Here is a 25761-nt window from a genome sequence, read left to right as displayed (position 1 = left end):
TGGGGACTCACTCGGGCCATTGCTTCGCTCGGCCTTCCAGATATTAGTCCCCTAGCGGGGATAAGACTAATTCACGACCACGAAGGGCTAGCTCCGGACTCATTGACGAGCAGTACGGATGCTCGCCGGCATAGGACCCGGATGGCTGGTGCGCCAGGGGTTGATGTCCAACCCACCACGGCGTGTGTAACGCGCATAAACCGATAGCTTCGTGGGGTGACACCGCGCCCAGATATCAGTGAACATGCGCTCCACGCAATGCTCATGAAAATCATCGTGACCACGGAAGCTCACGATGTACTTGAGCAAGCCCTCCTGGTCAATCTGCGGACCTGCATAACGAATCTGCACACTGCCCCAATCGGGCTGACCGGTCACCGGGCAATTGCTCTTCAGCAATCGGCTGGTCAAGGTTTCTTCCACGGGCTTCTCTTCTACCGCAGATGAAAGCAGCTCGGGGGCGGGGTGAAAATGCTCGCATTCAATATCCAGGCGATCCAGGCTCAAACCGTCTAGCTCATGCAAGGGTGCATTGTCGAAGTCGTCCGCCAATACGAGCTTGACACCTGCCGTTGCTCGCTTCTCGCCGCCCGACCACATGGCACTGCTTACATCCTGGCTGATCCGTTGGCGCACTTCTTCCGCATCGGCAATACGTGTGCCGCTGAAGCTGCCGAGATACAGCTTGAACGACTTGCTCTCAATGATGTGGGTACTCTCTGCCGGCACCATGATTTGAGCAATCGCTACCTGAGGCTTGCCACGCAGGTTTAGCCAGGAAAGCTCGTAGGCCGTCCATAGATCAGCGCCAAAGAACATTGGCTGGCCATGAATGCCCATGGCGGCACGTTGCGGCGCACGCGCTATCGGATACAACAGGCTGGCGTCGTACTGATCCACATAGGTAGTTGATTTTCCTAGCGGCGAATCCGCTGTGTCTGGTGAATGACTCATGTTTCAGCTTGTGCGATGGTGACTTCAGGCTTCAGGGGCGGCTGGAAGATCTAAGGGATGTTCAGCAAGGAAAGGCAATAAAACGGCGAAGACGCGACGCAACACCTCAGGGTGAACGGCAGGCGCTAAATCGTGGGCCATATCGGCAATCATTTCCAGGCGAGCGCCAGGAATACGGCGCGCCGTATCCGCTCCGCAAGCAGGTGGCACCAAGGGATCTTCCGCGCCATGTATGACGAGGGTGGGATTCGAAATGCCCGCCAGCAACTTGGCTCTGCGCCCGTCGGCGAGTATGGCGGCCAGTTGCCGAGCCGTGGCCGCCGCATCCGGACTGTGCCGCTTGGCGGTGCGTTCAAACACTTCCAAAAATGCCTCCTCTGATGGGGGCAGTGTGGGGCTGGAGATGGCCTGCAAAAAACGCACGTAATAGCGTGCGAGCGCTGCGGCATCAGCTTGCCCCCCAGGCTTGCCGGCACCTGCGCGCAATACCGCTGCCGTGGGTTTCATGAGGCCGCGCGCGCCGCTGCTACCCATGATGCACGTGAGGCTTGCCACTCGGCCGGGCGCGGCCAGTGCGACGCGTTGGGCAATCATGGCGCCCATACTCAGGCCAATGACATGGGCACGGCTTACGTTGAAAGCGTCCAGCACCCCTCGCGCGTCGGTGGCCATGTCAGCCAGTGAGTACGGAAGACGGGGCTTCAGGCCCAGCCAGGACTGGGTGGCAATCCACGGTATGTTCGGCGCGGATTTCCCGGGGAAATGCGTGGAAAGGCCTGCGTCACGGTTATCGAAGCGCAGCACGCGATAGCCGGCATCGAGCAGGCCTTGTACGAAGCTAGCGGGCCAGTGGATCAATTGTCCACCTAGGCCCATGATTAGAAGTATGGGGGGGCCGGAGCCGCCGGAATCTTCGGCTTCTATGGTGATGCCGTTGATGGAGAGTTTCATGGTGCGATCGGCCTTGCCTGCGTGCGTCGGGCCTGAGCAACGCGACTCGGAGACATGGGTTTATATGTCTTGCGCGCGGACGGTTTTACTCGCTCTCCCGCCTGCGGGAGAGGGCGGGGGCGGTCGGCTGCGGCGTGAGGGCAAGCGGCGGTTGTCTTAACTCCCTCTCCCTCTGGGAGAGGGCGGGGGTGAGGGCAAGCGGCGGTTGATTTAAGCGCTGCGGTTGTAAATTGCCTTCTGCTCTTCTCTTGAGGTCGGAGGCCGGGAATTGCGCCCGGCGGCGCACCTACTCTTTTTTGTTTCGCCAAAAAACAGTAGGCACAAAAAAGGCGACCCCACTTGCCGTGTCCCTGCGCTGCGCTCCGGGCAACCTGCGGTGCTCGGTCAAAGGGCGGTGCGGCAGAACTCACTTTGTTCGCTTCGCTCTCTACGTTCAAACAGCTGCCGCAAGCTAGTTCACGAAGCAAGAGCATCTTGCAGTGCTCTTGCCCGCCCTTTGCCCTGCGCTCCTCGGCACAGCCAGAGGGGTGGGGAGCCTCACTCGGGCCATCGCTTCGCTCGGCCTTCGGGGTACTCGTCTTTCCCCTTCCGGGGAAAGATGAAGTCGGAAGTCTGTGCTGCTTGCTGCCGAGCACCTTCAAAGAAACTCGCCTTCGCGCAACCATTTCGTAGCAATCCACTTCTCCCCCTCAATCACGGGCGCTCCGCCATGCAGCGTTCCTGTGGAAGGGTGCGGGCGCTCATAGCTGAAAAACACGGCATTCCCTCGCTTTGGCGCGACCTCGAAATGCACCCCCGGGAAGGTTGTACCGCCGCCCTTCTCGGGCTCATTGAGATACATCACCACCGTGCCAACGCGCTGGCCACCGCGCTTCAAAATGGTGGGCGTGCCAGGCTCGCTGGGATCGAAGTAGTCGTAATGCGGTCTGTATTCGGTGCCAGGCACATACTGAAGCACCTGGAGCCCCTCGCCATTCTCGACCGGCCAGTTCAGCAGCTTTGCCAGCCGGGCTTCGATCTTCGATACGAGTCCGTTTTCACCACGCTGGAAGAACATGCCCTGACTGGTGCGGTCGGCATGCACCTCCTCGCCACCGGTTTGGGTTGCCACCGTCAGCGAACGGCTCAAACGCGGCGTTGCTAACGCGATCAGCTCATCGCATTCTTCGTCTGAGAGCAAGCCCCCCAATACCACCAGGCGCGGAAGTGCCATGGAACCGAGCACCGCCACACGGCGATCGCCCCCGTCGAGATACAGTGGTGAATCATCCAGGGCCGGCTCGGGCACCGGCACAGAAGGAGGCAGCCCCTTGGCAACGGCTTCGGTCTCCAGATGATCGCGCAGCGTGGACTCCATGGCGTCAGTCGCTACGTCCTCATCCCAGCCGGAAGCCTTCATTGACTCCAGGACCGATTCAAGGCTATGGCCTGCCTGGGCCTGGGAAACAATCCATTGTCGAAGTTCGGGAGTGATGTGCTGAGTCATGGCATATCAGTCAAATGAGGAGGAGACCTTAGAGCTTCCGGCGAAACACAAGGCGATCGGGTTCGGAAACGGATGCATCGAAAGCATAACCTTCAAGATCGAATCCTTCCAGCTTCTTTGGGGTGGTCACCCGCCGCTGCACAGCGTAACGCGCCATCAAGCCGCGTGCCCGCTTGGCCAGAAAGCTGATGATCTTGTACTGGCCGGATTTGTAGTCTTCAAATACGCACTCAATCACACGCGCCTTGAGAACTTTTCGGTCGACCGATTTGAAATACTCTTGAGAAGCCAGATTGACCACGACGGGCGATTTCTCACCTGCTTGCTGCTCGTTCAGGTACTCGGCGATTGCGCTTCCCCAGAACTGATACAGGTTGCTACCCTTTTCTGTCAGTAGTCGCGTGCCCATCTCCAGCCGATAGGGCTGCATGCGATCCAGTGGGCGTAGAACCCCATAGAGACCACTCAGGATGCGAATGTGCTCCTGCGCCCAGCCCAGTTCAACCGTAGTAAGGCTTGCTGCCTGAAGGCCGCCGTATACATCGCCATTGAAGGCCAATGCGGCTTGTTTGGAGTTTCGGGCCGTGAAACGGGGCGACCAAGCCTCGTAACGGGCCACGTTCAGCGTTGACAGCGCGTCGCTGAGATGCATCAACTGAGCAATCTGAGCTGGCGTTTTCTCGCGCAGCACTTTGATCAACTCAGCGGATTGACGGGCAAACAGCGGCTGTGTATGAGGTACATCAGCCGGCACGGGGGTATCGTAATCGAGCGCTTTCGCGGGGGACAGTAGAAACAGCATGCGCCCGATTTTCTACTATCTTCAAAGACGAGGCCGGTAGGCCTCGTTCACCTCAAGGCCCTAACCCGATCACAGCGGCGATCACTGGGCCGTCCAGCCGCCATCCGATGCCCATGCCTGACCACGCACGTTGTCTGCCGCGGGTGAGCAGAAAAACACTGCCATACCGCCCAGTTGCTCGGGCGTAGTGAACTGAAGCGATGGCTCTTTTTCCTGCAGCAGGTCTTTGGTGGCCTGCGCTACCGTGATCTTCTCGCGTGCTGCGCGGTCATCAATCTGCTTTTGAACCAGGGCAGTGAGTACCCAGCCTGGGCAAATGGCGTTGACGGTAATTCCCGTGGTGGCGGTTTCCAGAGCGACCGATTTGGTCATGCCCACGAGGCCGTGCTTGGCCGTCACATAGGCGCTTTTGCCCGCCGAAGCGACCAAACCATGTGCCGAAGCGATGTTGATGATGCGGCCCCAGTTCTTTTGCCGCATGTACGGAATAGCCAGGCGCGTGGTGTGAAAAGCCGAATTCAGGTTGATGGCGATGATGGCGTCCCACCGGTCCGTTGGAAAATCTTCCACGTTGGCGACGTACTGGATGCCGGCGTTATTGACCAGAATGTCGACACCGCCAAATTTTTCAGCCGCAAACTTCATCATGGCTTCAATCTCGGCGGGCTTGCTCATGTCCGCGCCGTGGTACTCCACTTTGACGCCCGTAGCCGAGATCTGGGCCTTTGGGCCCTCCACATCGCCGAACCCGTTCATGACGATGTTGACGCCCTGCTTGGCCAGCTCGATGGCAATGCCAAGCCCGATGCCGCTGGTGGACCCTGTGACGAGAGCGGTTTTACCTTTGAGATTCATAACTTGTTCTCCTGAAACTGAAACGAAAAAAGCAGGGCAGCGTGGTTAAACGCTCCCTGCTCTTAGATGCTTTGATACACGTGAACGCCTGCTTACTTCAGCAGCGTCACTCCGGTCTTGGACTGCGCTTCTTCAAAAGTCACGCCGTCGGCCAGTTCGGTTACTTTCAAGCCTTGCTCGGTGACGTCAAACACGCCCAGGTCCGTGATGATGCGATCCACGACGCCAACGCCCGTTAGCGGCAAATTGCATTTGGCCAGGATTTTCATATCCGTAGTGCCGTCTTTTTTCTTGGCAACGTGCTCCATCAACACGATGACACGCTTTACGCCCGCCACCAGATCCATCGCACCGCCCATGCCCTTGACCATCTTGCCGGGAATCATCCAGTTGGCCAGATCGCCGCTTTCGCTCACCTGCATAGCGCCCAGGATGCTCAGGTTGATCTTGCCGCCACGGATCATGGCAAAGCTATCGTGGCTGCCGAAAATACTGCTGCCTTTGATGGTGGTGACGGTCTGCTTACCCGCATTGATGAGATCGGCGTCAACCTCAGCCTCAGTCGGGAAAGGACCGATGCCGAGCATGCCGTTCTCGCTTTGCAGCCAGACTTCCTTGTCAGCCGGTACGTGATTGGCCACCAGCGTGGGAATCCCAATACCTAGATTGACGTAAAAGCCGTCTTCCAACTCCTGCGCCGCACGCGCAGCCATTTGATCTTGCGTCCAAGCCATGTCTTGTGCTCCTACTTGCTGTCGCGCAGCGTGCGCTTTTCAATGCGTTTTTCGGGATTGGGGTTGTGCACGATGCGGTGCACGTAGATGCCCGGCAAGTGGATGTCGTCTGGGGCCAATTCACCAGTGGCCACGATGCGTTCTACCTCAACAATGCAGAGCTTGCCTGCCATGGCAGCTGCCGGGTTGAAATTGCGCGCGGTCAGATTGAAACGCAGATTACCCGCGTGGTCAGCGACTTCAGCCTTGACCAGAGCCACATCAACCACCAAAGAGCGCTCCATGACATAGGTTTCGCCATCGAATTCGCGCAATTCCTTGCCTTCGGCCACCAGCGTGCCGACGCCCGTCTTGGTGAAAAAGGCTGGAATCCCGGCGCCGCCAGCACGAAGCTTCTCAGCCAGAGTGCCTTGAGGGGTAAATTCCAGTTCCAGCTCGCCAGCCAGATATTGGCGCTCGAACTCCTTGTTCTCACCCACGTAGCTGGCGATCATTTTCTTGATCTGCCGAGTCTCCAGAAGCTTGCCCAAGCCAAAGCCATCTACCCCGGCGTTATTCGACACGCAGGTGAGATCCTTGACTCCGGAGTCATGGAGCGCCTGAATCAAGGCCTCTGGGATCCCGCAAAGGCCGAAACCGCCGACAGCCAGCATCTGACCGTCCTTGACGACCCCTTTGAGGGCCTCATCGGCCGAAGGAAATAACTTTTTCAATTGAAAGCCTCCAACAATATTTGCCACCGCGGGACATTCTAAGGGTTCGTTCGGGAATAGGTTGTGCATTGGGGCCGAGAAGTCGGGATGAGCTACGAGGCGCAAAGCGCGTGGTGTAGCCCAGCTACACAAGCGATTTGCAACGCCGCAGCCCGCCCGAATCCGATGGCGCCAATGTGCAAGTTAGTTCCAAATGAGCCCTAAGCGGCGTCGATCACCTCGGCTGCGCTGCGAAAAGCATCGACCGCCGTGGGAAGCCCGCAATAAATACTGGCGTGCAGCAACACCTCCTGGATTTCGGCCGCCGTGGCTCCGTTGTTGAGTGCCCCCCGTACATGGCCTTTTAGTTCATGCTGCTTCCCTAAAGCCGTGAGCATGGCCACCGTGATCAGACTGCGCGTTTTCATGTCCAAACCAGGCCGCTGCCACACATCTCCCCATGCGTTTCGAGTAATGAAGTGCTGTATGGGAAGGCTGAATTCAGTGGCACCCGCAAAAGCGCGGTCCACGAAGTCATCTCCCATGACTTCGCGGCGTGTCTTCAGGCCATCTTGAAAATCTTTGTCATCAGGATGATTCATGGTTCTTGCTCCGCTGTTTAAAAGGAATCAGCATAATCGTCTGACACCCCTCCTGCCACCCCTTGTCCCGAAAGGCATCCATGAGCCGCTATCCGCTCGCCGATATCAACACGCTACCCGAAGACCTCAAGGCCAAGGTGCTGGAAGTCCAGGCCAAGGCGGGCTTTGTACCCAACGTATTTCTCAGCCTGGCGCGCCGCCCCGCAGAGTGGCGTGCGTTCTTTGCCTATCACGATGCGTTGATGGATCCGGAAAGCACAGGCCGCTCAAGCAGCCTCAGCAAAGGGGACCGTGAAATGATCGTCACCACCACCAGTGCGGCCAATCAGTGCCTGTACTGCGTGGTGGCGCATGGTGCGCTGCTTCGCATCTATGAGAAAAAGCCGAATGTGGCTGACCAGGTAGCCGTGAACTACCGCAAGGCGACGGACATCAGCCCGCGCCAGAGGGCCATGCTCGATTTCGCGATGAAGGTGTGCCAGCGCTCCCATGAAGTCGATGATGCGGATTTCGAAACGCTGCACAGCCACGGATTCGACGACGAGGATATCTGGGACATCACCGCCATCACGGCGTTCTTCGGTTTATCCAACCGTTTGGCGAGCGTCACCGGCATGCAACCGAACACGGAGTTTTATCTGATGGGGCGTATACCGAAGGAAAAGAAGGCTTAGCAGGCGACCCCTCGTTCCTGAAGACCTAAGCGATCAAGGGCGTCCACCATTCAATTGACTTCAGGAACCGACACTCTTGTTGAGATTCCGGTGCGTCTTCTGGCTTCCGGGTTCTGAAGAATGCCATGGCAACTGGCGGCCGAACATGTTGTACCTGATGTGAGACAAGTGGTCAAACATCAACTTGGCAGCCTCAACTCCGTCTCTGCGCCTAACGGCTTCAACGATGGTGACATGCTCCTGAAAATGCGCCTCCTTCAGTTGGTCGGTGAGGGTGCGCTTTTTCAACTCGCCCCATTGGGCCTCCAGACGCACAGACCCGATCAACGCGTAGATTGCGATGTACATCGGATTACGTGAGGCCGCGGCAAAGCTCCGATGCAGCATGTCGTCCCAGTGCTCAAACTCTTCCAACGTGGCGGCGCGCTTGGCACGATCCAGGCATTTGTCCATTTCTTCGAGGTCGGCTGGACTGGCCCGCAAAACGGCTTCTGCGATCACGGCAGGCTCCAGCACCAACCGAAGATCCATCACGTCCGTAGGACTCGCCAGCCGGGGCAATCCCGCCAGTTCCTTCAGCATCGGCACGTGGGAGCCAGTGTCCGCCCCTGACGGCGCAGTCCCAATGGGTAGGGAACGGACAAAGGTTCCACGTCCTACCTCGCGCGCCAGGATGCCCTCCGTCTCGAGAAGAGCCAGGGTTCGCCGCACGGTGGCGCGGCTGCTCCCGAACAACTCGGTCATTTCGCGTTCCGTGGGAAGTTGGTCGCCCTTCCTCAGTTCACCGGAATTCAAGCGCACCAGAATGTACTGGCGCAGTGCCTCAGCGGCATCATGTGATCGTCTACGAATATTCATGGCAGGAAGTCGATTTTAGGAGTTGACCTCGCACGCGAGTATTGGTTTAATTGATCATCAATTGGTCATTAATTGGTACAGCATAACAGGAGACAGCCATGCCACAAGTACGCCCGCAAGCCGGGCCTTCGCGCCGATTGTTTGTAACTGGGGCGCTTGCGTCGACAGTGCCCGCCTGGGCGCAAACCGACACAAGCAATCGGCCTGTTAGTCTAGTCGTGCCGCTCGCGCCGGGAGGCATTGCAGACATCACCGCCCGGCCGTTTGCCATACCGCTAGCGAAAGAGCTTGGATCTACCGTGCTCGTGGAGAACCGCATCGGTGCCGGCGGTGCAGTAGGCATAGCCCACGTGGCGCGTCAGAAGCCAGACGGCCAGAACCTGCTACTAGCGTTGTCGAGCATCGTGCTCATCCCTGAGTCAGACCGGGTTTCCGGCCGACCCCCACGCTACACGATGAAGCAGTTCTCGCCTATTGCATTACTCACCGCTGATCCGACCGTACTGGTAGTACGTGCAGACAGCCCCTATCGCACGATCGATGACGTCATGAAGGATGCGAAGGCGCGCCCCGGTATGGTGTCGTTCAGTTCCTCGGGTATCTACGGCACGACACACATCTGCCAATCGATGTTATGGCAAGCCGCAGGCGTCAACCTCCTCCACGTCCCCTACAACGGGGGCGCACCGTCGTTGACGGCGTTGCTCGGGAACCAAGTCGCACTGACGGCGCAAGCCCCAGGAACAGTGGCGCCCCATTTGAAGTCAGGTGCGGTACGCATTCTCGGAACTTGGGGCGCTAAGAGGCTGAGCGCGTTGCCCGACGTGAAGACATTTCGGGAACAAGGGTACGACGTAGAGTTTTACATCTGGACGGGGTTGTTCGCACCGGCGGGACTGAGCGACACGAAGCTCACACAGCTTCGCTCCGCTGCGCGCAAGAGCGTGCAAGATCCGCAATTCATGGCCGCCATGTCGTCGATGGACACGCCCATCCATCACCTCGAAGGGGCTGCGCTCGAAAGCTTCCTGGAGCTAGACCAGCAGCGCCTTGCAGCAGTGGTCCAGAAGCTCGGCAAACTCGAATAACTTCACAGAGAGAACACGGATCATGAAATACGTTCGATTCCTAGTCCCCGGAACCACGGCACCACGCCTGGGCCGCCTGCACGATGACCGCATCGACGAACTGTCCGGTTGGGACGGCGATATGACAGCGCTGATCTCGGATACCGACAATGCTCGGACCGCCGCCACCGTCGCGCAACACGCATTGCCCGACGTTCGCCTGCTTGCGCCCTTCATGCCTACGACGATACTGTGTTCAGGCAGCAACTACCACGCACACAACCGCGAGAAGGCCTCCTCCCCACTCTCGGGAAAAGAACCCGAGTTCTTCATTAAGACATCGGATTGCGTGATTGGTCCGGATGATGAAGTGCCGTTCGATCCGATCCTCACGAAGAAGCTGGATTGCGAGACCGAGTTGGCCATCGTCATCGGCAAGCCTGGTCGCCACATCCCCCTGGAGCATGCACTGGACCATGTCTTCGGCTATTCGATTGTCAACGACGTGACTGCGCGCGACCGACAGGTGCGCTTCCGCTCCGACGGAAGCGCGTTCTACGAATTGGGGCGCGGAAAGGTTTTCGACGGGTCGGCGCCCTTCGGTCCTTGCGTCGTGACCGCCGACGAAATCCCAGATCCGCAGCGGCTGCGATTGAGGACACGCATCAACGGCGAGCTTCGGCAATCGGGGCATACGAGCGACATGCTTTGGAGCTGCGCACACTTAATCCACATTTTTTCGATCAACTTGACCTTGCGACCAGGGATGGTCATCATCACCGGAACACCGGCCGGAACTGCGTGGTCCGTAGACAAGGAGCTTGGCGGTAACTGGATACCACCGGAGGATGGTGAACCGGTGGTGCCTGCCCGCGGGTACAACCAACCAGGTGATGTTGTCGAGTCCGAAATTGAAGGGATCGGGACACTACGTGTGCGCGTCTCTTCGAAAAATAATTGAGGCCGGTACTACAGGTAATATCAAGCCATCGTGTCTGCAGAGGGGTTATTTGGATCCCATTTGCCCCTTCACAACGAGCCCGCCGGCCTCGCTTTCTGCCCATACGGACCAAGCACGCTCCTCGCCCGGCGTGGCGCACAGCGTCAACGGGCGCCCACAGAGCGCCATACCCATATGGCGCAAGGACAGGAAATCGAGCATGGGCTCGCATTGAGCTCTATAGAACTCCAGGAGCAACAAGGTGCTGACCGAGGCATTCACCACCAGCCCTGAATACCCTTCCTGAACGGTTGCGTAGGGCAGGTCGTAGTGAATCCGATGCGCATTGAACATGACAGCAGCCACCCGAAAGAGCAGCAATTCATCAGGGGTGACTGTGCTGCGTCGCACCTGTGCCAGCGATTCAGCGGGCACGGACTCCCGCATCGGTTGTGTGGTCGCCAAGGACGGCCCGTTGACTGGCGCCGCCTCACGCATGATGAGGTCATGCTGCTCCGACACCACGGGACTTTGCTGACCCTGCAAGAAAATATCGTGCTGCGCAGTCACCACAGCGCTGCGGCCGCTTCGACCGTTTTTTTCTTCTACGGACACCAGCCGGCTTTGGCGAAGCAAATGCGCACCAATGGGAATGTCGCCATGAAAGTGGATGCGTCGACCACCGAAAACCAAGCGGGGAAGCCCAAGATCCGGTAGCCCGAAATCGAAGCTGGCCACACCGTCTGTCCGCAACACGGACTGCGGTGTGTCCCGGGAGAACAGCGCTAGATGCCATCCTCTTGGCAGCGGATCACCTTCTTTCCACCGGGAAGGCTCGTAATCCAGCGCCGCACCAAGGCGCCGCACCAGGGGTAGCGCACAGACATCGTCGCTTTCATGAACTTGGTTGGTCTCACGTTGGCTCATGAGAGTTGCCCCGCATAGCGCTCGCGCAGTTCGCGTTTCTGCACCTTTCCGGTCGCGTTGTGGGGCAAGCTCTCCGAGAAGATGACCTTGTCTGGAATCCACCATTTGGCAGCCTTGCCTTCAAAGAAATGAAGTACATCGTTCTCGGAAACGCTGGCACCCGGGCGCGCCACGGCAATGAGGAGCGGACGCTCCCCCCACTTCGGGTGCTCCGCCGCAATGCAGGCTGCTTCCAGCAGGTCCGGATGCGCCATGGCAATGCTCTCGACATCGATCGAGCTGATCCACTCACCGCCGGATTTGATAATGTCCTTGGTTCTATCCATGATTTGCATCGCTCCGTTCGAGTCAATAGTAGCGACATCACCGGTCGCGAACCAGCCATCTTCTCCCACGGGATGGTCTGCGCCGTAGTAGCGTTCCAGCACCCAGGGCCCCCGAACCATCAGATCACCGAAGCTGCTGCCGTCCCACGGCAACTCCGTTCCGTTGCCGTTTACGATTTTCATGTCAATGCCAAAAAGCGCATGGCCTTGCTTTTGCAGGATACGCCGCCTTTCTTCCAAAGGCAGGTCAGTGCGGCGAGGATTCAGACGCGACAGGCACCCAAGCGGTGAGGTCTCCGTCATACCCCAGCCATGCACCACGTCCACGCCAAGTGCATGGAAGCGATCAACCATGGAGGCCGGGCACGCGGAGCCTCCAATGGCGGCTTCCTGCAAAGACGCAAATTTCGCGGAGTTCTGTTCTACATGCTCCAGAAGCGATAGCCAGATGGTGGGAACGCCAGCGGCGAAAGTCACGCCTTCAGCTTCTATGAGGTTATAGAGCGAGGCACCATCGAGCATGCGACCCGGCAGCACCAGTTTTGCGCCGTTCAGTGGCGCGGCGTACGGAATGCCCCACGCATTGACATGGAACATCGGTACCACAGGCAACACAACGCTATGCGAGGCCAGGTTCATAGCGTTAGGCAATGATGCAGCATAGGCATGAAGGACCGTGGATCGGTTCGCATACAGGACCCCTTTGGGTTGGCCGGTAGTGCCTGACGTGTAGCACAGGCCACAGGCCGCAGACTCATCAAACACCGGCCACTCATAGTCTTCGCTGCCAGTTGCCAGCAGGGCTTCGTAGCTTTCGAGAGACGGCATCGACTGGGCGGGCATCTCGTGCGTGCCACACAACGCCACCCAATTCCGTACTTCCGGGCAGAGAGGAGCGATCTGGGCAATCAGTCCGGTGAACTCCACATCGAAGAAGACCATTTGGTCTGCGGCATCGCGAATGATGTAGGCGATCTGGTCCGGGTGCAATCTGGGATTGATGGTGTGACAGACCGAGCCCATCCCTCCAACCCCGAAGTACAGCTCAAGGTGACGGAAGCCATTCCACGCAATGGTGGCGATGCGCGTGCCCTGCTGCACTCCGGCAAGTTCCAGCGCTGAAGCCAGACGCATGGCACGACGCCGGCAGTCGGGATATCGGTAACGATGCAAGCTGCCATCGCCCAGACGGGAGACGATCTCGCCATTTCGGTGGTGCCGCGCCGCGTGGTCGATCAGGGAGGACACCAACAAAGGGGCGCTGGTCATAAGACCTGGAATGGTCTGCGTCATGGCGTAGATTCTTCAGAGGTTTTCAGGATTCTTGAGGAGGCGGATTCGAACTCGACCTGCGGAAGATGCACGCCGCCGCGCTCTTCGAAGTACAGGCGTACGCGGCTGCCGATCTCAATGTCCTCGGAGGCTCCGCGAAGGTTGGCCATGATCCGAGGCCCCTCGTCGAGGTCCACCAGGACCAAGCTATAAGGCACGTCTGTGTCAAAGGCCGGACCAGGGCCGCGATACACCACGGTGTAGCTGTGAACACGGCCCCCCCCACCGGCAGCTCGCCAGCTCAGGTCAGTGCGATGACACTGTGTGCACAACGGACGTGGATAGAACTGCACATGCCCACAGTGATCGCAGTGCTGGAGCAGAAAGAGCCCCTGCGCGCAGCCCTCCCAGAAGGCCTCAGTCTCCGGGGTGGGAACCGGCACCGGTTTGGTAGAAGTTTCTTGTTGCACGATCAATCCCTCCCAAGGACAAGAGAGCAGTGCGCGGAGAGAATTCCGCCGTCACCATGCACAAAGGCAAGGCGAGCGTCATCGATCTGACGCGCCCCGGCTTGCCCGCGTAGCTGCTGCACGGCTTCCACGACATGGAACATGCCGCCGGCCGCTCCAGAATGCCCGTACGACAACAAGCCGCCGTGGGTATTGCAAGGCAGCCGCCCCGTAGGCCCCAGTTCGCCCGCCAGAGCAGCTGGCCCAGCTTCCCCGCGTTCGAAGAACCCCATGGACTCCAGCTCCACGAGCAGCGTGATGGTGAATGAGTCATAGATCTGTGCGACATCGATCTCACCTGGGCGAACTCCCGCTCGGGCGAATGCGGTCTCTGCCGCTTGATGGCAGCCGAAATCAGTTAACGAAGGAGCCGCTACGAGATGCTCGTGTGTATGGCCCTGCCCTGCCCCCAGCAAGCGCACGCCCGGCGCGCGGCAATCCCTCATTGCGGCGGCACTGCTAACGATAACGGCTGCCGCGCCATCGGAAACCGGGCAGCAGTCATACAGCCGTAATGGCGAGGCCACATACCGAGCGGCCAGCGCCTGCTCCATGCTGAGCGGCGCAGTGAAGTGCGCGTTCGGGTGTGCGGCGGCATAGCGCCGCTGCGTCACCGCAACTGCTGCCAGATGTTCTTCCGTGACACCATATTCGTGCATATACCGGCGAGCAACAAGCGCATACGCTGCCGGCACAGACAACCCATACGGTTGCTCGAACTGCTGCAAGGTACCGCCCGCCAGCATGGTCTGCGCAGCCCGGCCCATTCCGGAAAGCCGGTTGTCCCCCGCCACCACGAGTACGTGCCGGCAGTAGCCCTGCTGCACGAGCGCTGCCGCAGTCATGACGAGAATGGCGGAGGTGGCGCCCCCCATAGACACTGAACTCATGAAACCAGGCCGGATACCCATATATTCCGCCATGACGGAAGACAGCATCATGTGCGGCTCTGTCGTCGAGTAGGCGCAGAGCAAGCCATCGATGTCGTTCAGCGACAACCCGGCATCCGCCACAGCAGCCTGACTCGCTTGCAGGTGCAGCGATTTACAACTGCTTCCTGGCAAACGGCCAACGGGAGTGCTGGCAACGCCAGTCAGTGCAGCATTCATATCTATAACTCCCTATAGTTCCCAGTTGGGGCAAGGTGATCAGCGGCAGATTGAATCGTCATTGCGGTTGAATCCCCGCTTCTTCGTATCGTTTTTTCCAGAATTGCGTGTCCGTGCCAAGGAAGTCCCTGAATCGATCCGGAGGCAGGTACTCCTCCGCCATGCCGAGTGAATGGGCTTTTTCCTTGACCGAAGCCTGCTCAAGCGCGCTTTTCACCGCCTCGCCCAATACCCGGATGATGGGTTGAGGTGTACCTGCTGGTGCAAAGAAGCCTAGCCAAGTTCGCAGTTCCGTGTCCGTCAATCCGGACTCGATGAGCGTCGGCACGCCTGACAGCAAAGGCAGACGAGCGCGGGAAGAAACCGCCAACGGGCGAACGCGTTGCGAATCGATGAGCGGCTTAGCCGCGACAGGCTCATAAAAACCAAACGCTGTGACGCCACCCACCAGATCGGTCAATGCGGCGACAGGCGACACATAAGGTACGCCCAAAGCGCTGGCCTGGATGCGCTTCAGATACAGGTGGGCTGCGATCTGGCTGCCACCGTTGTGATGGCTATGGCTGGCTGTCTTGGGATTGGCCTGAATCCAGCTGCGCAGTTCAGCCTCCGTCTTGATGGAACTCTCGCTCTTGACCACGAGAACCTGAGGTGAGCTGAATGCCAGAGCGATAGGCGCGAAATCATTGATGGGGTGAAACGGCATGGTCTTGAAGACTGCGTGCCCCCCTGCATGTACGGTGCTTCCACTGAACCCGATGGTGTAGCCATCCGGTGCAGCCTTGGCCAGTTGCGCCGCACCCACGAGTCCGTTGCCACCAGGGCGGTTTTCAATGACCACCGGCGTCTTGAGCGTCTTGCTCATTTCCTCGCTAATGAGTCGTGCTGCAATGTCGCCCCCACCTCCTGCTGCGAAGGGCACCAACACTTTAATAGGACGATTAGGGTAGGTTGAGGAGTTAGGCTGTGCCGTTGCTGCACTGGCAATGAGCAGCACAAACAAGGCGGCGGGAACGGCGGATATCAATCGCATGATGTCTCCTCTATCGGAAAAGCTTGGCTTGTTGCGCGTGAGAGCCGCGCGCTTTACTGCGGCGCTATGCCCGCTTCTTCGTATCGCTTTTTCCAGAACTGAGCATCCGTTCCAAGGAACTCACGGAATCGGTCCGGCGGCAAGTACTCCACCGCCATGCCAAGGGAGTGGGCCTTATCTCTAACTGAAGCTTGTTCAAGCGCATTTTTAACCGCCTCGCCCAATGCACGGATGATGGGTTGCGGTGTACCCGCGGGCGCAAAGAAGCCGGCCCATGTGCGCAGCTCGGTGTCTGGCAAACCAGATTCGATGAGCGTCGGCACGCCAGGCAGCAGCGGCAAGCGGGCACTGGAGGTGACCGCCAAGGCACGCACGCGTTGCGAGTCGATGAGCGGCTTCGCTGCAACGGGTTCGTAGAAGCCAAACACCGTGACGCCGCCCACTACATCGGTCAACGCAGCTACGGGAGACACATAGGGCACAGCCAAGCCGCTGGCCTGAATGCGTTTCAAATATAGATTCGCCGAGATCTGGCTGCCACCGTTGTGATAGCTATAACTGGCCGTCTTGGGATTGGCCTGAATCCAGCTGCGAAGTTCTGCTTCGGTCTTGGCTGGGTTGTCGTTTTTCACCACCAGGACCTGGGGCGAGCTGAAGGTCAAAGCGATCGGTGTGAAATCATTCACCGGATGAAATGGCAAGGTCTTGAAGACAGCCAGGCCACCAGCGTGGACAGTGTTGGTGCTGTATCCGATGGTGTAACCATCCGGCACCGCCTTGGCCAGGTAGCTGGCCCCCACCAGCCCATTGCCGCCAGGGCGGTTTTCAATGACCACCGGAGTCTTGAGTGTCTTGCCGATTTCCTCGGTAATGATTCGCGCCGCGATGTCCCCCGCGCCGCCAGCGGCGAAAGGAACCACCACTTTGATCGGCCGATTGGGATAGGCTGCGGAGCCGGACTGTGCCATAGTTGGACTGGCGGCGAACAGCGCAAAAAGGGCTGCCGGGATGGCGGATTTCAATCTCATGATGTCTCCTTTATTGGGAAGTCGTGGCTGGTCAGCCAAGAAGAAAATGCAGAGCGTTACTGCGGCGCGATGCCCGCGTCGCTGAATTGCTTTTTCCAGAATTGCGTTTCCGCAGCGATGAACTCGCGGAATCGATCCGGCGGCAAATACTCAACCGCCATCCCGAGCGAATGGGCTTTTTCTTTCACCGCAGCTCTTTCCAGCGCTTGCTTTATCGCTTGGCTGAGCGTGGCGATGACATCTTCAGGCGTGCCAGCGGGAGCGAAGCAACCGGTCCAAGCGCGCAGGTGAACATCCACACCACTTTCCTTCAGGGTGGGCACTTCAGGCAGCATCGGGAGCCGAACGTCCGAAGTGACGGCCAGCGCACGGATGCGCTGCGCATCCATCAGCCCCTTGACCGTGATGGGCTCATAGAAACCAAAGGCCGTAGTACCGCCCGCCACGTCCGTCAGCGCTGCCACAGGAGACACGTAAGGCACTGCCAGAGCGCTTGTTCTAACTCGTTGCAGGTAAAGATGGGCGGCCACCCGGCTGCTACCGTTGTGATAGCTATAGGTAGCTTCCTTGGGATGGGCTTGCACCCAGGCGAGAAGCTCACTGGGAGAACTTGCGGGCATCTGAGGCCCTGCCACCAGCACGTAGGGAGAACTGAAAGTCAAAGCGATGGGCGCGAAGTCATTGATCGGGTGAAACGGCATAGCTTTGAACACTGCGTGGCCCCCTGCGTGCACCGTGTTTCCGTTGAATCCGATGGTGTAGCCATCCGGTGCAGCCTTGGCCAATTGCGCTGCGCCCACGAGGCCGTTGCCACCTGGCCGGTTCTCGACCACAACCGGTACTTGAAGAATCTTGCGCAGTTCCTCACTGACCAGCCGGGCAGAAATATCGCCAGCGCCCCCAGCTGCAAAAGGCACCACGACTTTGATGGGTCGATCAGGGTAAGCAGCGACCGCCGGCAACGCCACCATTGTCAAAGCAACGAGCAACAACACACGGCGCGGAACGTGCGTCTGAGTCTTGAAGAGCATGAAATCTCCGTTTTTTTGGATAAGTCGCGACGCTCAGCCTTCAGACGCTACAGCTCGCTCGGGGCCACATGGTCAGAGGGCTCCTGCTGACCGCAAATCACCGACGGCAGTCGCGCCAAGCCCCAGTATTTCCTGCAGCACCTGCTCCGTGTGCTCTCCAACCTCCGGCCGCCGGACCGTAGGCGGAAGCGGAACGCCATGCAATCGGAGCGGAGTGGAAGGTACGGTGATCGTGCCAAGCAAGGGGTCTTCGATACGCTCCAGCATGCCGCGCTCCAGCATCTGCGGGTCCGCCATGACCTCCTTCAGATCGCGGACCGGAGCCACAGGGACACGTGCGAGGGACAAGCGCTCCGCTATTTCATATTTGCCGATGGCTGAAGTCCATTCGCCAACGAGTCCGTCGACTTCTTCCATCCGCTTACAGCGCTCCGCCGTGTGGCGAAAGCGCTCATCCTGTGCAAGCTCAGGACGATTCATTGCACGGGCCAGCGCCTGCCAATGGGTATCGGTGACCGCCGCGATGGCAACCCAGCCATCGCTTGCCGGATACACAGAATAGGGACACAGAGCAAGGCCACCGTGGCGGTTGCCAGTAGCCGGCGGAGGCTCACCTGTCTCATATAAAACACCGAGGCTGGAGGCCAGTGCGGGCACCATGGCTTCCTGCATCGCCACTTCCACCAACCCCCCTTCGCCCGTGCGTGCACGGCGCAACAACGCTGTCATGGTCGCCGCGTACAAGTGAATGCCGGATAGAAAGTCAGCCAGCGCTGGACCGGCTTTCATCGGAGGGCCTTCAGGGGCTCCCGTAATGCTCATGACCCCGGAGAAGGCCTGAATGCAGACGTCCATCGCTTGGCGGTCGCGCCCTTCCCCGCTTAATCCAAAACCGGTGCCACTGGCGTACACGAGCCGTGGATTGATCGTGCGCAATACTTCCCAGCCCACACCCAGCCGATCCATCACGCCGGGCGCGAAGTTCTCTATCACCACATCCGCTTCTAGCACCAGCTTTAAAAACAGCGCGCGACCCTCCTCAGACTTGAGGTTCAAGGTCATGCTGCGTTTATTCGTGTTGATCAGCGCGAATGGCAAGGTGGCGCCAGGATTCACAGCTGAACGCAGCCGTGTGATCTCTCCACCGGGAGGCTCGACCTTGATCACCTCAGCCCCAGCCTTGGCCATGAGAAAGGTAGCGTAAGGGCCAAGATAAGCCTGCGTCAGGTCCAACACCCGCATGCCGGCCAAGGGCATATCCGATGGACTCATTTTCTCTGGTGCCATGGGATGCTCCTTAACGGTTACGCCAGACTGGCTTGCGCTTTTCAGCGAATGCAAGCGGACCTTCGATGAAGTCCTCGCTTTGCATCAACTCCATCACTACCGGGTACTGGGTGCGAAAGGCCGATTCGAGATCCGTAGCCGACAAACCCTGCAAAGCAGCGGTCTTGGTGGTCCGGATTGAAACGGGTGAGCACTCCAGAATTTGAGCGGCCCAGCGCCTGGCGCCCTCCATAGCCTGCCCCGCTGGGACCACCTCGTTCACGAAGCCCAACTGGAGGCCTTCTTGCGGCGTCACACGGCGTCCCGTGAGCAAAATTCCCATTGCGGCCTGCAACGGCAGTTGTCGCACCAGGCGATGCATGCCGCCACCGAGCGCAGCCAGGCCCACCTTGGGCTCAGACAAGGCGAAGAACGCGTTTTCGGAGGCAATGATCAGATCGCAAGCCAACGCCAGCTCAAAGCCACCGCCCATGGCAATACCGTTGACCGCGGCGATCACCGGCTTCTGGAGATTGAAGCGCGAAACCAGACCACCAAATCCATCAGGCACGTATTCACGCTTGACGCCGGCTGCAGTGGCCTTCAGATCATTTCCGGCACTGAATGCTCGCTCGCCAGCGCCAGTCACTATGGCAACCCAGAGCTCAGGGTCGGACGCATAAGCATCCCACACCCGGCTCAACTCAAAGTGTGCTGGTGAGTACAGCGCGTTCATAACCTCCGGGCGATTCAGCGTGACCTCGAGGATCCGGCCGTTTCGAACAACCCGGCAATATTGAAGATTTTCAAAATCCATTGTTGTATTGAGTGAAACATCGTTGCAATGAAAGATATGATAATTCTTTGATCTGATCTTGCAAGCGCTGAAAGAGGGGGTTTTCCCTTGCTTCAAGGTAATTACTTCCCATCGGTGATCTAAGTCGGGAATCAAAAAATGCGCTGGGTTCAGATACGCGAGCAGGGCTTAGACTCACCCTTAAACACTTCATGAAACGCTGTTGCGGTACCCCGAGGCGCAAGTTGAGAAAGCAAATATGGGAATAAAGGGCAAGGTAGAAATCGAAGACACAGAAGACGCTGATCGGCCGCGAATGGACTCGGTGATCGCGAAGGTCGTGGCGTCGCTGGAGATCCTGAGCCGATCGGATACGCCCGTGGGGGTAAGTGCGGTGGCGCGCGCGCTGGATCTGGACAAGAGCAATGTCCATCGCATCTTCAATACGCTGCTGGATCTGGGGTACGTACAGAAGGACGACGACACAGGCCGCTACTCCGCCACCCTCAAACTCTGGGAGCAGGGCTCAGCCATCATTGCGCGGCATCCGATCAAACGGGCCGGCCAGCCGATACTGCGCATACTGCGGCAACAGACCAATGAAAGCCCGTATCTATCCATGCTGCACGACCTGGAAGTGCTGTATCTCGACCGTCTCGACTCGCCCTATCCACTGGTAGCGCAGGTCTCCGTAGGCCGAAGAGCGCCCGCCTACAAAACGGCCTCTGGAAAAGCCATGCTTGCCTTCCAGCCCGATCCTCCAGCGTTACTCAATCAATTGCCAGCCGCGGTGCGGGATTCGCTCGATGTGCCCGCGCTCCTGGAAGAGTTCGCGCACATTCGCAAGCGTGGTTTTGCCGTGTCCACCAACGCAGCCGTCGCGGGCATGACTGCGGTTGCCGCCCCTGTCCAGCGAAGGAGTGGGGCCCCTTACATCGCCGTGGGCGTGGGCGGCCTGTCGGACAGGTTTGGGGATGAATATATCGAGGAAATGGGCAGGGCCGTGCTCAACGCCGCCGTCAACATATCGGAAATAGTTGGCGACGCTTGAGCATCTCGCGGAAAGGCCAGCAGCTTGCTTACCAAGCTCCTGATCAACCCGTTGCTTCGATGGAGGCGCCGCAGTGCCGCAAGAAGTCGAGAATGGCCTGCCCCTGTTGCTTGCGGCGGTGAAGCACGATGCTGAGGCGCCGCTTGGCTTTGGGTAGATCCGCGTGCACAAGGGCCAGGCGCCCATCCTTGAGAGATTGCTCCACAGCGTACCTGGAAAGGCAAGATATGCCATCACCAAAGGCCACGACACGCTTGATAGCCTCTGTGCTCCCCAGTTCCATGGCCACCCTCACCTGCTTAAGGTGATTGAGAAGCCACTCATCCGCGACCTGCCGAGTACCCGAACCCGATTCTCGTAGCACCCAGTGCGATTGCGCCAACTGCTGCTGCGTGGCAATGCGCCCCGCCAGGGGATGGTTAGGCGCCGCGATGATGACCAGTTCGTCATCAAGCCAAGGGTGAATGATGACCTCCGTGTGCGTTTGTGGCCCCTCCACAAAGCCGACATCTACATCCAGATCAGCAACCGCTTCGATCACTTCCTTGGTGTTCCCAACGCGAACCTGAATCAAGCTCTTGGGCCAGGCCTGAACCCAGGCAGCAATCCTGTCAGGAAGCAAGTATTCGCCAATGGTGAAACTCGCCGCCACACGGATGTGCGCGCCTCTTTCTGTGGTGAAAAGGGATTGGATATCGCTTGCCTGCTCAAGTACAGCTTGCGCAGGCGCGAGCAACGCCCGGCCATTCGCATTGAGCACCAGCCGCCGCCCCACCCTATCAAACAAGGCTGCGCCGAGCGCCTCTTCCAACTCCGCCAATGAGGCGCTCGCCGCGGACTGGGAGCGCGACATCTGCGCCGCAGCCGCGTGGGTCGTGCCTGTACGAGCCATGGCCACAAAGATGCTGAGTTGCCTAAGCGTGAGCTTCAGAGGTGTCATGGCGATTTCATTGACCTGATTTATCGATCATCTTGAGCGTAATTATCCGCTTTTGTTCTTTATGACTCTGGCATACGATGTACAAAAATATTAGTTATAAGCCCACGAGGAGCCCCGCCATGAGCAGTTCCGAGACATCTCCGTTACATAACCCGCTGGCACCGCCATTGCCGGGCGCCACTACGGAAGTCAAAACCACCACCTGCTATATGTGCGCCTGCCGCTGCGGCATCCGCGTGCATCTGCGAGACGGTGGCAACGGCCCCGAAGTCCGGTACATAGAAGGCAACCCGGAACACCCCTTGAACAAGGGCATTTTGTGTGCCAAAGGCTCTTCGGGCATCATGAAGCAGTACTCGCCGGCGCGCTTGACGCAGCCACTTCGCCGCAAGGCCGGCAGCGAGCGGGGCTCAGGCGAATTCGAACCAATCTCATGGGAAGAAACATTCAAGATTCTTGAAGACCGCCTGGCCCATCTGCGCGAGACGGATCCCAAGCGCTTCGCACTGTTTACCGGACGCGATCAGATGCAAGCCCTCACAGGCCTGTTTGCACGCCAATTCGGCACGCCCAACTATGCGGCTCACGGCGGCTTCTGTTCGGTGAACATGGCCGCCGGCATGATCTACACCATCGGTGGTTCATTCTGGGAGTTTGGCGGCCCCGATCTGGAGCGCGCCAAGCTCTTCGTGATGATTGGCACGGCCGAAGACCATCACAGCAACCCCATGAAGGCTTCGCTCTCGAAGTTCAAGCGAGCAGGTGGGCGCTTTGTTGCCATCAATCCGGTACGCACGGGCTATGCGGCGATCGCCGATGAGTGGATACCTATCCGCCCAGGAACCGATGGCGCACTGTTCATGGCCCTGATCCGCGAACTGATCGCACTGGGCCTTTATGACCGGGATTTCGTCGCCCGCTACACCAACGCCGGGCAGTTGGTCAATCGCGACGAAGCCAGCGACGATTTCGGCATGATGCTGCGCAACGAGGAAGGCGATGTCGTCAACCCACTGCGGCCACACAACTTCTGGTGGTGGGACCGCCATGGAAACCAGGCGGTACCCGATCATGCAGAGGGTGCGGACCCGGCCCTCTTTGGTGAGTACAGCATGCCCGACGGCACGCCTGCAGTGCCCGCCTTCCAACTCCTAGAAGAACGCGTTCGCGATTGCACGCCCGAATGGGCGTCTGAGATCACAGGCATTCCCCCTGAAACCATCCGGCGCCTGGCCCATGAGATGGGCGTGACCGCGCGGGACCAGACCGTTGAATTGCCCATACCCTGGACGGACTGGTGGGGACGCAAGCACGCCAGCGTCAAGGGCAACCCGGTGGCTTTTCACGCCATGCGCGGGCTGGCCGCACACAGCAATGGCTTTCACTCCATTCGCTCGCTTGCCATCCTTATGTCATTGCTGGGCACGATTGACCGGCCGGGGGGATTTCGCCACAAGGCACCCTATCCGCGCGCCGTACCGCCCAATGCACGGCCACCCAAGGGACCACAATCGGTTCAGCCAGGTAAACCGCTTGATGCACCGCCGCTAGGATGGATCGAATCGCCAGAAGACCTGTTCGTGGACGAAGCCGGTGAAGCGATTCGCATCGACAAGGGATTCTCCTGGGAGTACCCGTTCTCTGCGCACGGCCTGATGCACAACGTGATCACCAACGCGTGGCGCGGCGAGCCGTACCCTGTTGACACGCTCATGCTGTTCATGGCCAACATGGCCTGGAATTCCAGCATGAATACATCCCAGGTGAGGGAGATGCTGACAGACAAGCGTGAGGGCACTGAGGAATATCGCATTCCGTTCATCGTGGTGTGCGATGCATTCCAATCAGAAATGACGGCCTTTGCCGATCTGATCCTGCCTGACACCACTTATCTCGAGCGACACGATGTGATGTCCATGCTCGATCGCCCCATCAGCGAGTTCGACGGGCCGTGTGATTCCGTACGGGTGCCGGTGCTACCGCCACGAGGCGAATGCAAGCCCTTTCAGGAAGTGCTTATCGAGCTGGGCGGCAGGCTGAAACTGCCGGCCTTCACCCACGCCGATGGCTCCCGTAAATACAAGGACTACCCTGACTTCATCGTCAACTATGAAACCGCGCCTGGCTCCGGCATAGGCTTTCTCATTGGCTGGCGCGGCGAAGACGGCAAGCAATCTCTGCGGGGCAAGCCCAACGCTGATCAGTGGGAAAAATACGCTGCCAACAATTGCGTGCACCACGTCACCATGCCGCTGGAATACCAGTACATGCGCAACTGGAACCGTGGCTATCTTGAATGGGCTCAGAAAGTTGGGATACGACGGGATCTTGATCCCATCGTGATCCACATCTACTCTGAATTCATGCAACGCTTTCGCTTAGCGGCCGAGGGCAAAGGCACAGGGAGAAAGCCACCCGAGCGCCTGCGCAAACGAGTCGCTACTTATTTCGACCCTCTGCCCATCTGGTATGCCCCGCTGGAGCTGCAGACCACCGACTTGAAAAGTTACCCACTCGCGGCGATCACTCAGCGCCCGATGGCGATGTATCACTCGTGGGACTCCCAAAACGCATGGCTCAGGCAGATTCACGCGCACAACTATCTATTCGTCAACCCCGTGACGGCTCGCGCCGAGGGCATTGAGGATGGCGATTGGATGTGGGTGGAATCGATGTGGGGCAAGGTGCGCTGCATGTGCCGCCACAGTGAGGCTGTTGAGCCCGGCACCGTGTGGACATGGAACGCCATCGGAAAGGCCAAATCGGCATGGGCACTCTCTGACAAGGCAAACGAATCACAGCTTGGCTTCCTGCTGAATCACCTCATCAGCGAAGAGCTGCCGCCAGACGCTAACGGCCAGCGCTCGTCGAATTCCGACCCTGTCACCGGGCAAGCCGGCTGGTACGACGTGCGTGTGCGAATCCGCAAGGCGGGCGCAGATGAACCGAAGCAGACCTGGCCTCAATTCAATGCAGTGCCAGCCCCGCCCGGGCGTGCGGCCGTCCCGCGATGGCGTGCATGGTTCGCAGGCCGAGTTGAAAAACAGGGAGACAAGCCATGAGCCAACTGGCCCTTGTGATCGATCTGAATGTGTGCGTGGGCTGCCATGCCTGCGTAACCAGCTGCAAGCAGTGGAACACCTCCGGTAGCGCGGGTGCCTTGGTGGATGAGAACCCCTATGACTCCGACCCCACCGGCACTTTCTTCAACCGCGTGCAAACCTTTGAGGTGGGGGAGTTTCCTAACACCCAGACCGTGCATTTCCCCAAAAGCTGCCTGCATTGCGAGGAGCCGCCCTGCGTACCGGTGTGCCCCACGGGTGCCAGCTACAAGCGCAAGGAAGACGGCATCGTTCTGGTCGATTACGACAAATGCATAGGCTGCAAATACTGCGCCTGGGCATGTCCTTACGGCGTACGAGAGTTGGACGAGAAGCGCCAGGTCATGACCAAGTGCACGCTGTGCGTGGACCGCATCTATGACGAGAAGTTGCCCGAAGCCGAGCGCAAGCCGGCTTGCGTGATGGCATGCCCCACCAATGCACGCTTGTTCGGTGATGTGCATGACCCGGATTCGGAAGTCTCCACGGCCATCCGAGAGCGCGGGGGTTACCCTTTGATGCCGGAACAAGGCACCCTGCCAGCCAATCATTACCTGCCCCGCCGTAAGGCTGAGCTGCGTATAGATCCGGCGCAGATCGTCCGGGAACAAAACCCATTGCGCGTAGAAGGCAGGGAGCCCAAATACGACGCTGGCGGGCCACTCGAAGCAGATTGGGAACACTAGTGTGGGGCTCCCCCTGAGTCGCTTGCGCGCCTTCCCCCTGGGGGACACCACTGGCGGCCTGGCAAAGCCAG

At 59.0% G+C, this 25761-nt stretch carries 25 protein-coding genes; 6 read left to right on the top strand and 19 right to left on the bottom strand.

Annotated elements, in window-relative coordinates; translation table 11 throughout:
• Positions 1-99 precede the first annotated feature (99 nt).
• From queF to pcaC, 8 genes are all read right to left on the bottom strand, one after another.
• Positions 100-954, bottom strand: coding sequence for an NADPH-dependent 7-cyano-7-deazaguanine reductase QueF (gene queF / locus G518_RS0110595; protein ID WP_028602521.1), 855 nt, complete (start codon positions 952-954; stop codon positions 100-102).
• A gap of 24 nt (positions 955-978) precedes the next feature.
• Positions 979-1905 carry an alpha/beta fold hydrolase gene (locus G518_RS34650; RefSeq protein ID WP_051236374.1) on the bottom strand — a complete coding sequence of 309 codons (927 nt, stop codon included), beginning with the start codon at positions 1903-1905 and terminating at the stop codon, positions 979-981.
• Positions 1906-2542: 637 nt separating this feature from the next.
• Entirely contained in the window at positions 2543-3391 is an 849-nt protein-coding gene (locus G518_RS0110585; protein ID WP_028602520.1) for a 2OG-Fe(II) oxygenase, read from the bottom strand.
• 28 nt (positions 3392-3419) lie between these two features.
• Positions 3420-4193: a peroxide stress protein YaaA gene (gene yaaA, locus G518_RS0110580; protein WP_028602519.1), complete on the bottom strand. Its 774-nt coding sequence runs from the start codon at positions 4191-4193 to the stop codon at positions 3420-3422.
• A gap of 81 nt (positions 4194-4274) precedes the next feature.
• The gene (locus tag G518_RS0110575) at positions 4275-5048 is read right to left on the bottom strand and encodes a 3-hydroxybutyrate dehydrogenase (protein ID WP_028602518.1); all 774 of its coding nucleotides are present in this window, start codon (positions 5046-5048) and stop codon (positions 4275-4277) included.
• Positions 5049-5140: 92 nt separating this feature from the next.
• Complete coding sequence (locus tag G518_RS0110570) at positions 5141-5782, bottom strand: CoA transferase subunit B (RefSeq protein ID WP_028602517.1); 642 nt, start codon at positions 5780-5782, stop codon at positions 5141-5143.
• A gap of 11 nt (positions 5783-5793) precedes the next feature.
• Complete coding sequence (locus tag G518_RS0110565) at positions 5794-6495, bottom strand: CoA transferase subunit A (RefSeq protein ID WP_028602516.1); 702 nt, start codon at positions 6493-6495, stop codon at positions 5794-5796.
• Between the two features lie 200 nt (positions 6496-6695).
• Entirely contained in the window at positions 6696-7076 is a 381-nt protein-coding gene (gene pcaC / locus G518_RS0110560) for a 4-carboxymuconolactone decarboxylase (protein ID WP_028602515.1), read from the bottom strand.
• Positions 7077-7156: 80 nt separating this feature from the next.
• On the opposite strand from pcaC, the gene G518_RS0110555 reads away from it, so the two are divergent.
• Positions 7157-7750: a peroxidase-related enzyme gene (locus tag G518_RS0110555; RefSeq protein ID WP_028602514.1), complete on the top strand. Its 594-nt coding sequence runs from the start codon at positions 7157-7159 to the stop codon at positions 7748-7750.
• A gap of 60 nt (positions 7751-7810) precedes the next feature.
• Here the strand turns inward: G518_RS0110555 and G518_RS34645 are convergent, their stop codons facing one another.
• The gene (locus tag G518_RS34645; RefSeq protein WP_051236372.1) at positions 7811-8608 is read right to left on the bottom strand and encodes a FadR/GntR family transcriptional regulator; all 798 of its coding nucleotides are present in this window, start codon (positions 8606-8608) and stop codon (positions 7811-7813) included.
• Positions 8609-8706: 98 nt separating this feature from the next.
• Between G518_RS34645 and G518_RS0110545 the strand changes: the two genes are divergently transcribed.
• Entirely contained in the window at positions 8707-9696 is a 990-nt protein-coding gene (locus G518_RS0110545; protein WP_051236370.1) for a Bug family tripartite tricarboxylate transporter substrate binding protein, read from the top strand.
• 22 nt (positions 9697-9718) lie between these two features.
• A complete protein-coding gene (locus tag G518_RS0110540) occupies positions 9719-10636 on the top strand; it encodes a fumarylacetoacetate hydrolase family protein (protein ID WP_028602512.1) in 918 nt (305 codons plus the stop codon).
• Positions 10637-10681: 45 nt separating this feature from the next.
• Here G518_RS0110540 and G518_RS34640 read toward each other — a convergent pair whose 3' ends face one another.
• From G518_RS34640 to G518_RS0110495, 9 genes are all read right to left on the bottom strand, one after another.
• Positions 10682-11542: an FAS1-like dehydratase domain-containing protein gene (locus G518_RS34640; RefSeq protein ID WP_051236369.1), complete on the bottom strand. Its 861-nt coding sequence runs from the start codon at positions 11540-11542 to the stop codon at positions 10682-10684.
• Positions 11539-13161: a 3-(methylthio)propionyl-CoA ligase gene (locus G518_RS0110530; RefSeq protein WP_028602511.1), complete on the bottom strand. Its 1623-nt coding sequence runs from the start codon at positions 13159-13161 to the stop codon at positions 11539-11541. Before G518_RS0110530 ends, G518_RS34640 begins: the two co-directional genes overlap by 4 nt.
• A complete protein-coding gene (locus G518_RS34635) occupies positions 13158-13610 on the bottom strand; it encodes a Zn-ribbon domain-containing OB-fold protein (protein ID WP_051236413.1) in 453 nt (150 codons plus the stop codon). Before G518_RS34635 ends, G518_RS0110530 begins: the two co-directional genes overlap by 4 nt.
• Positions 13611-13612: 2 nt before the next feature.
• Positions 13613-14764 carry a thiolase family protein gene (locus G518_RS0110520; RefSeq protein WP_028602510.1) on the bottom strand — a complete coding sequence of 384 codons (1152 nt, stop codon included), beginning with the start codon at positions 14762-14764 and terminating at the stop codon, positions 13613-13615.
• 52 nt (positions 14765-14816) lie between these two features.
• Positions 14817-15791: a Bug family tripartite tricarboxylate transporter substrate binding protein gene (locus tag G518_RS0110515; protein WP_028602509.1), complete on the bottom strand. Its 975-nt coding sequence runs from the start codon at positions 15789-15791 to the stop codon at positions 14817-14819.
• Between the two features lie 53 nt (positions 15792-15844).
• Positions 15845-16819: a Bug family tripartite tricarboxylate transporter substrate binding protein gene (locus G518_RS0110510; protein ID WP_028602508.1), complete on the bottom strand. Its 975-nt coding sequence runs from the start codon at positions 16817-16819 to the stop codon at positions 15845-15847.
• Positions 16820-16875: 56 nt separating this feature from the next.
• Positions 16876-17850 (bottom strand): Bug family tripartite tricarboxylate transporter substrate binding protein, encoded by a 975-nt coding sequence (locus G518_RS0110505; RefSeq protein ID WP_028602507.1) that lies wholly within the window; start codon positions 17848-17850, stop codon positions 16876-16878.
• 72 nt (positions 17851-17922) lie between these two features.
• Positions 17923-19137 carry a CaiB/BaiF CoA transferase family protein gene (locus G518_RS0110500; RefSeq protein ID WP_028602506.1) on the bottom strand — a complete coding sequence of 405 codons (1215 nt, stop codon included), beginning with the start codon at positions 19135-19137 and terminating at the stop codon, positions 17923-17925.
• A 10-nt stretch (positions 19138-19147) separates the two neighbouring features.
• The gene (locus tag G518_RS0110495) at positions 19148-19933 is read right to left on the bottom strand and encodes an enoyl-CoA hydratase-related protein (RefSeq protein ID WP_028602505.1); all 786 of its coding nucleotides are present in this window, start codon (positions 19931-19933) and stop codon (positions 19148-19150) included.
• A 238-nt stretch (positions 19934-20171) separates the two neighbouring features.
• Between G518_RS0110495 and G518_RS0110490 the strand changes: the two genes are divergently transcribed.
• Positions 20172-20963, top strand: a complete 792-nt coding sequence (locus G518_RS0110490; protein ID WP_028602504.1) for an IclR family transcriptional regulator — start codon at positions 20172-20174, stop codon at positions 20961-20963.
• Between the two features lie 43 nt (positions 20964-21006).
• Here the strand turns inward: G518_RS0110490 and G518_RS0110485 are convergent, their stop codons facing one another.
• Positions 21007-21903, bottom strand: coding sequence for a LysR family transcriptional regulator (locus tag G518_RS0110485; RefSeq protein WP_051236365.1), 897 nt, complete (start codon positions 21901-21903; stop codon positions 21007-21009).
• Positions 21904-22112: 209 nt separating this feature from the next.
• Between G518_RS0110485 and G518_RS0110480 the strand changes: the two genes are divergently transcribed.
• The gene (locus tag G518_RS0110480; RefSeq protein ID WP_245597951.1) at positions 22113-24965 is read left to right on the top strand and encodes a molybdopterin oxidoreductase family protein; all 2853 of its coding nucleotides are present in this window, start codon (positions 22113-22115) and stop codon (positions 24963-24965) included.
• Positions 24962-25690: a 4Fe-4S dicluster domain-containing protein gene (locus tag G518_RS0110475; protein ID WP_028602501.1), complete on the top strand. Its 729-nt coding sequence runs from the start codon at positions 24962-24964 to the stop codon at positions 25688-25690. The genes G518_RS0110480 and G518_RS0110475 overlap by 4 nt, the downstream gene beginning before the upstream one ends.
• The last annotated feature ends 71 nt before the right edge of the window (positions 25691-25761 follow it).

Origin of the sequence: Ottowia thiooxydans DSM 14619, assembly GCF_000422885.1 — a bacterium.
GTDB classification, from domain to species: domain Bacteria; phylum Pseudomonadota; class Gammaproteobacteria; order Burkholderiales; family Burkholderiaceae_C; genus Ottowia; species Ottowia thiooxydans.
This window is presented reverse-complemented; position numbering and strand designations above follow the sequence as displayed.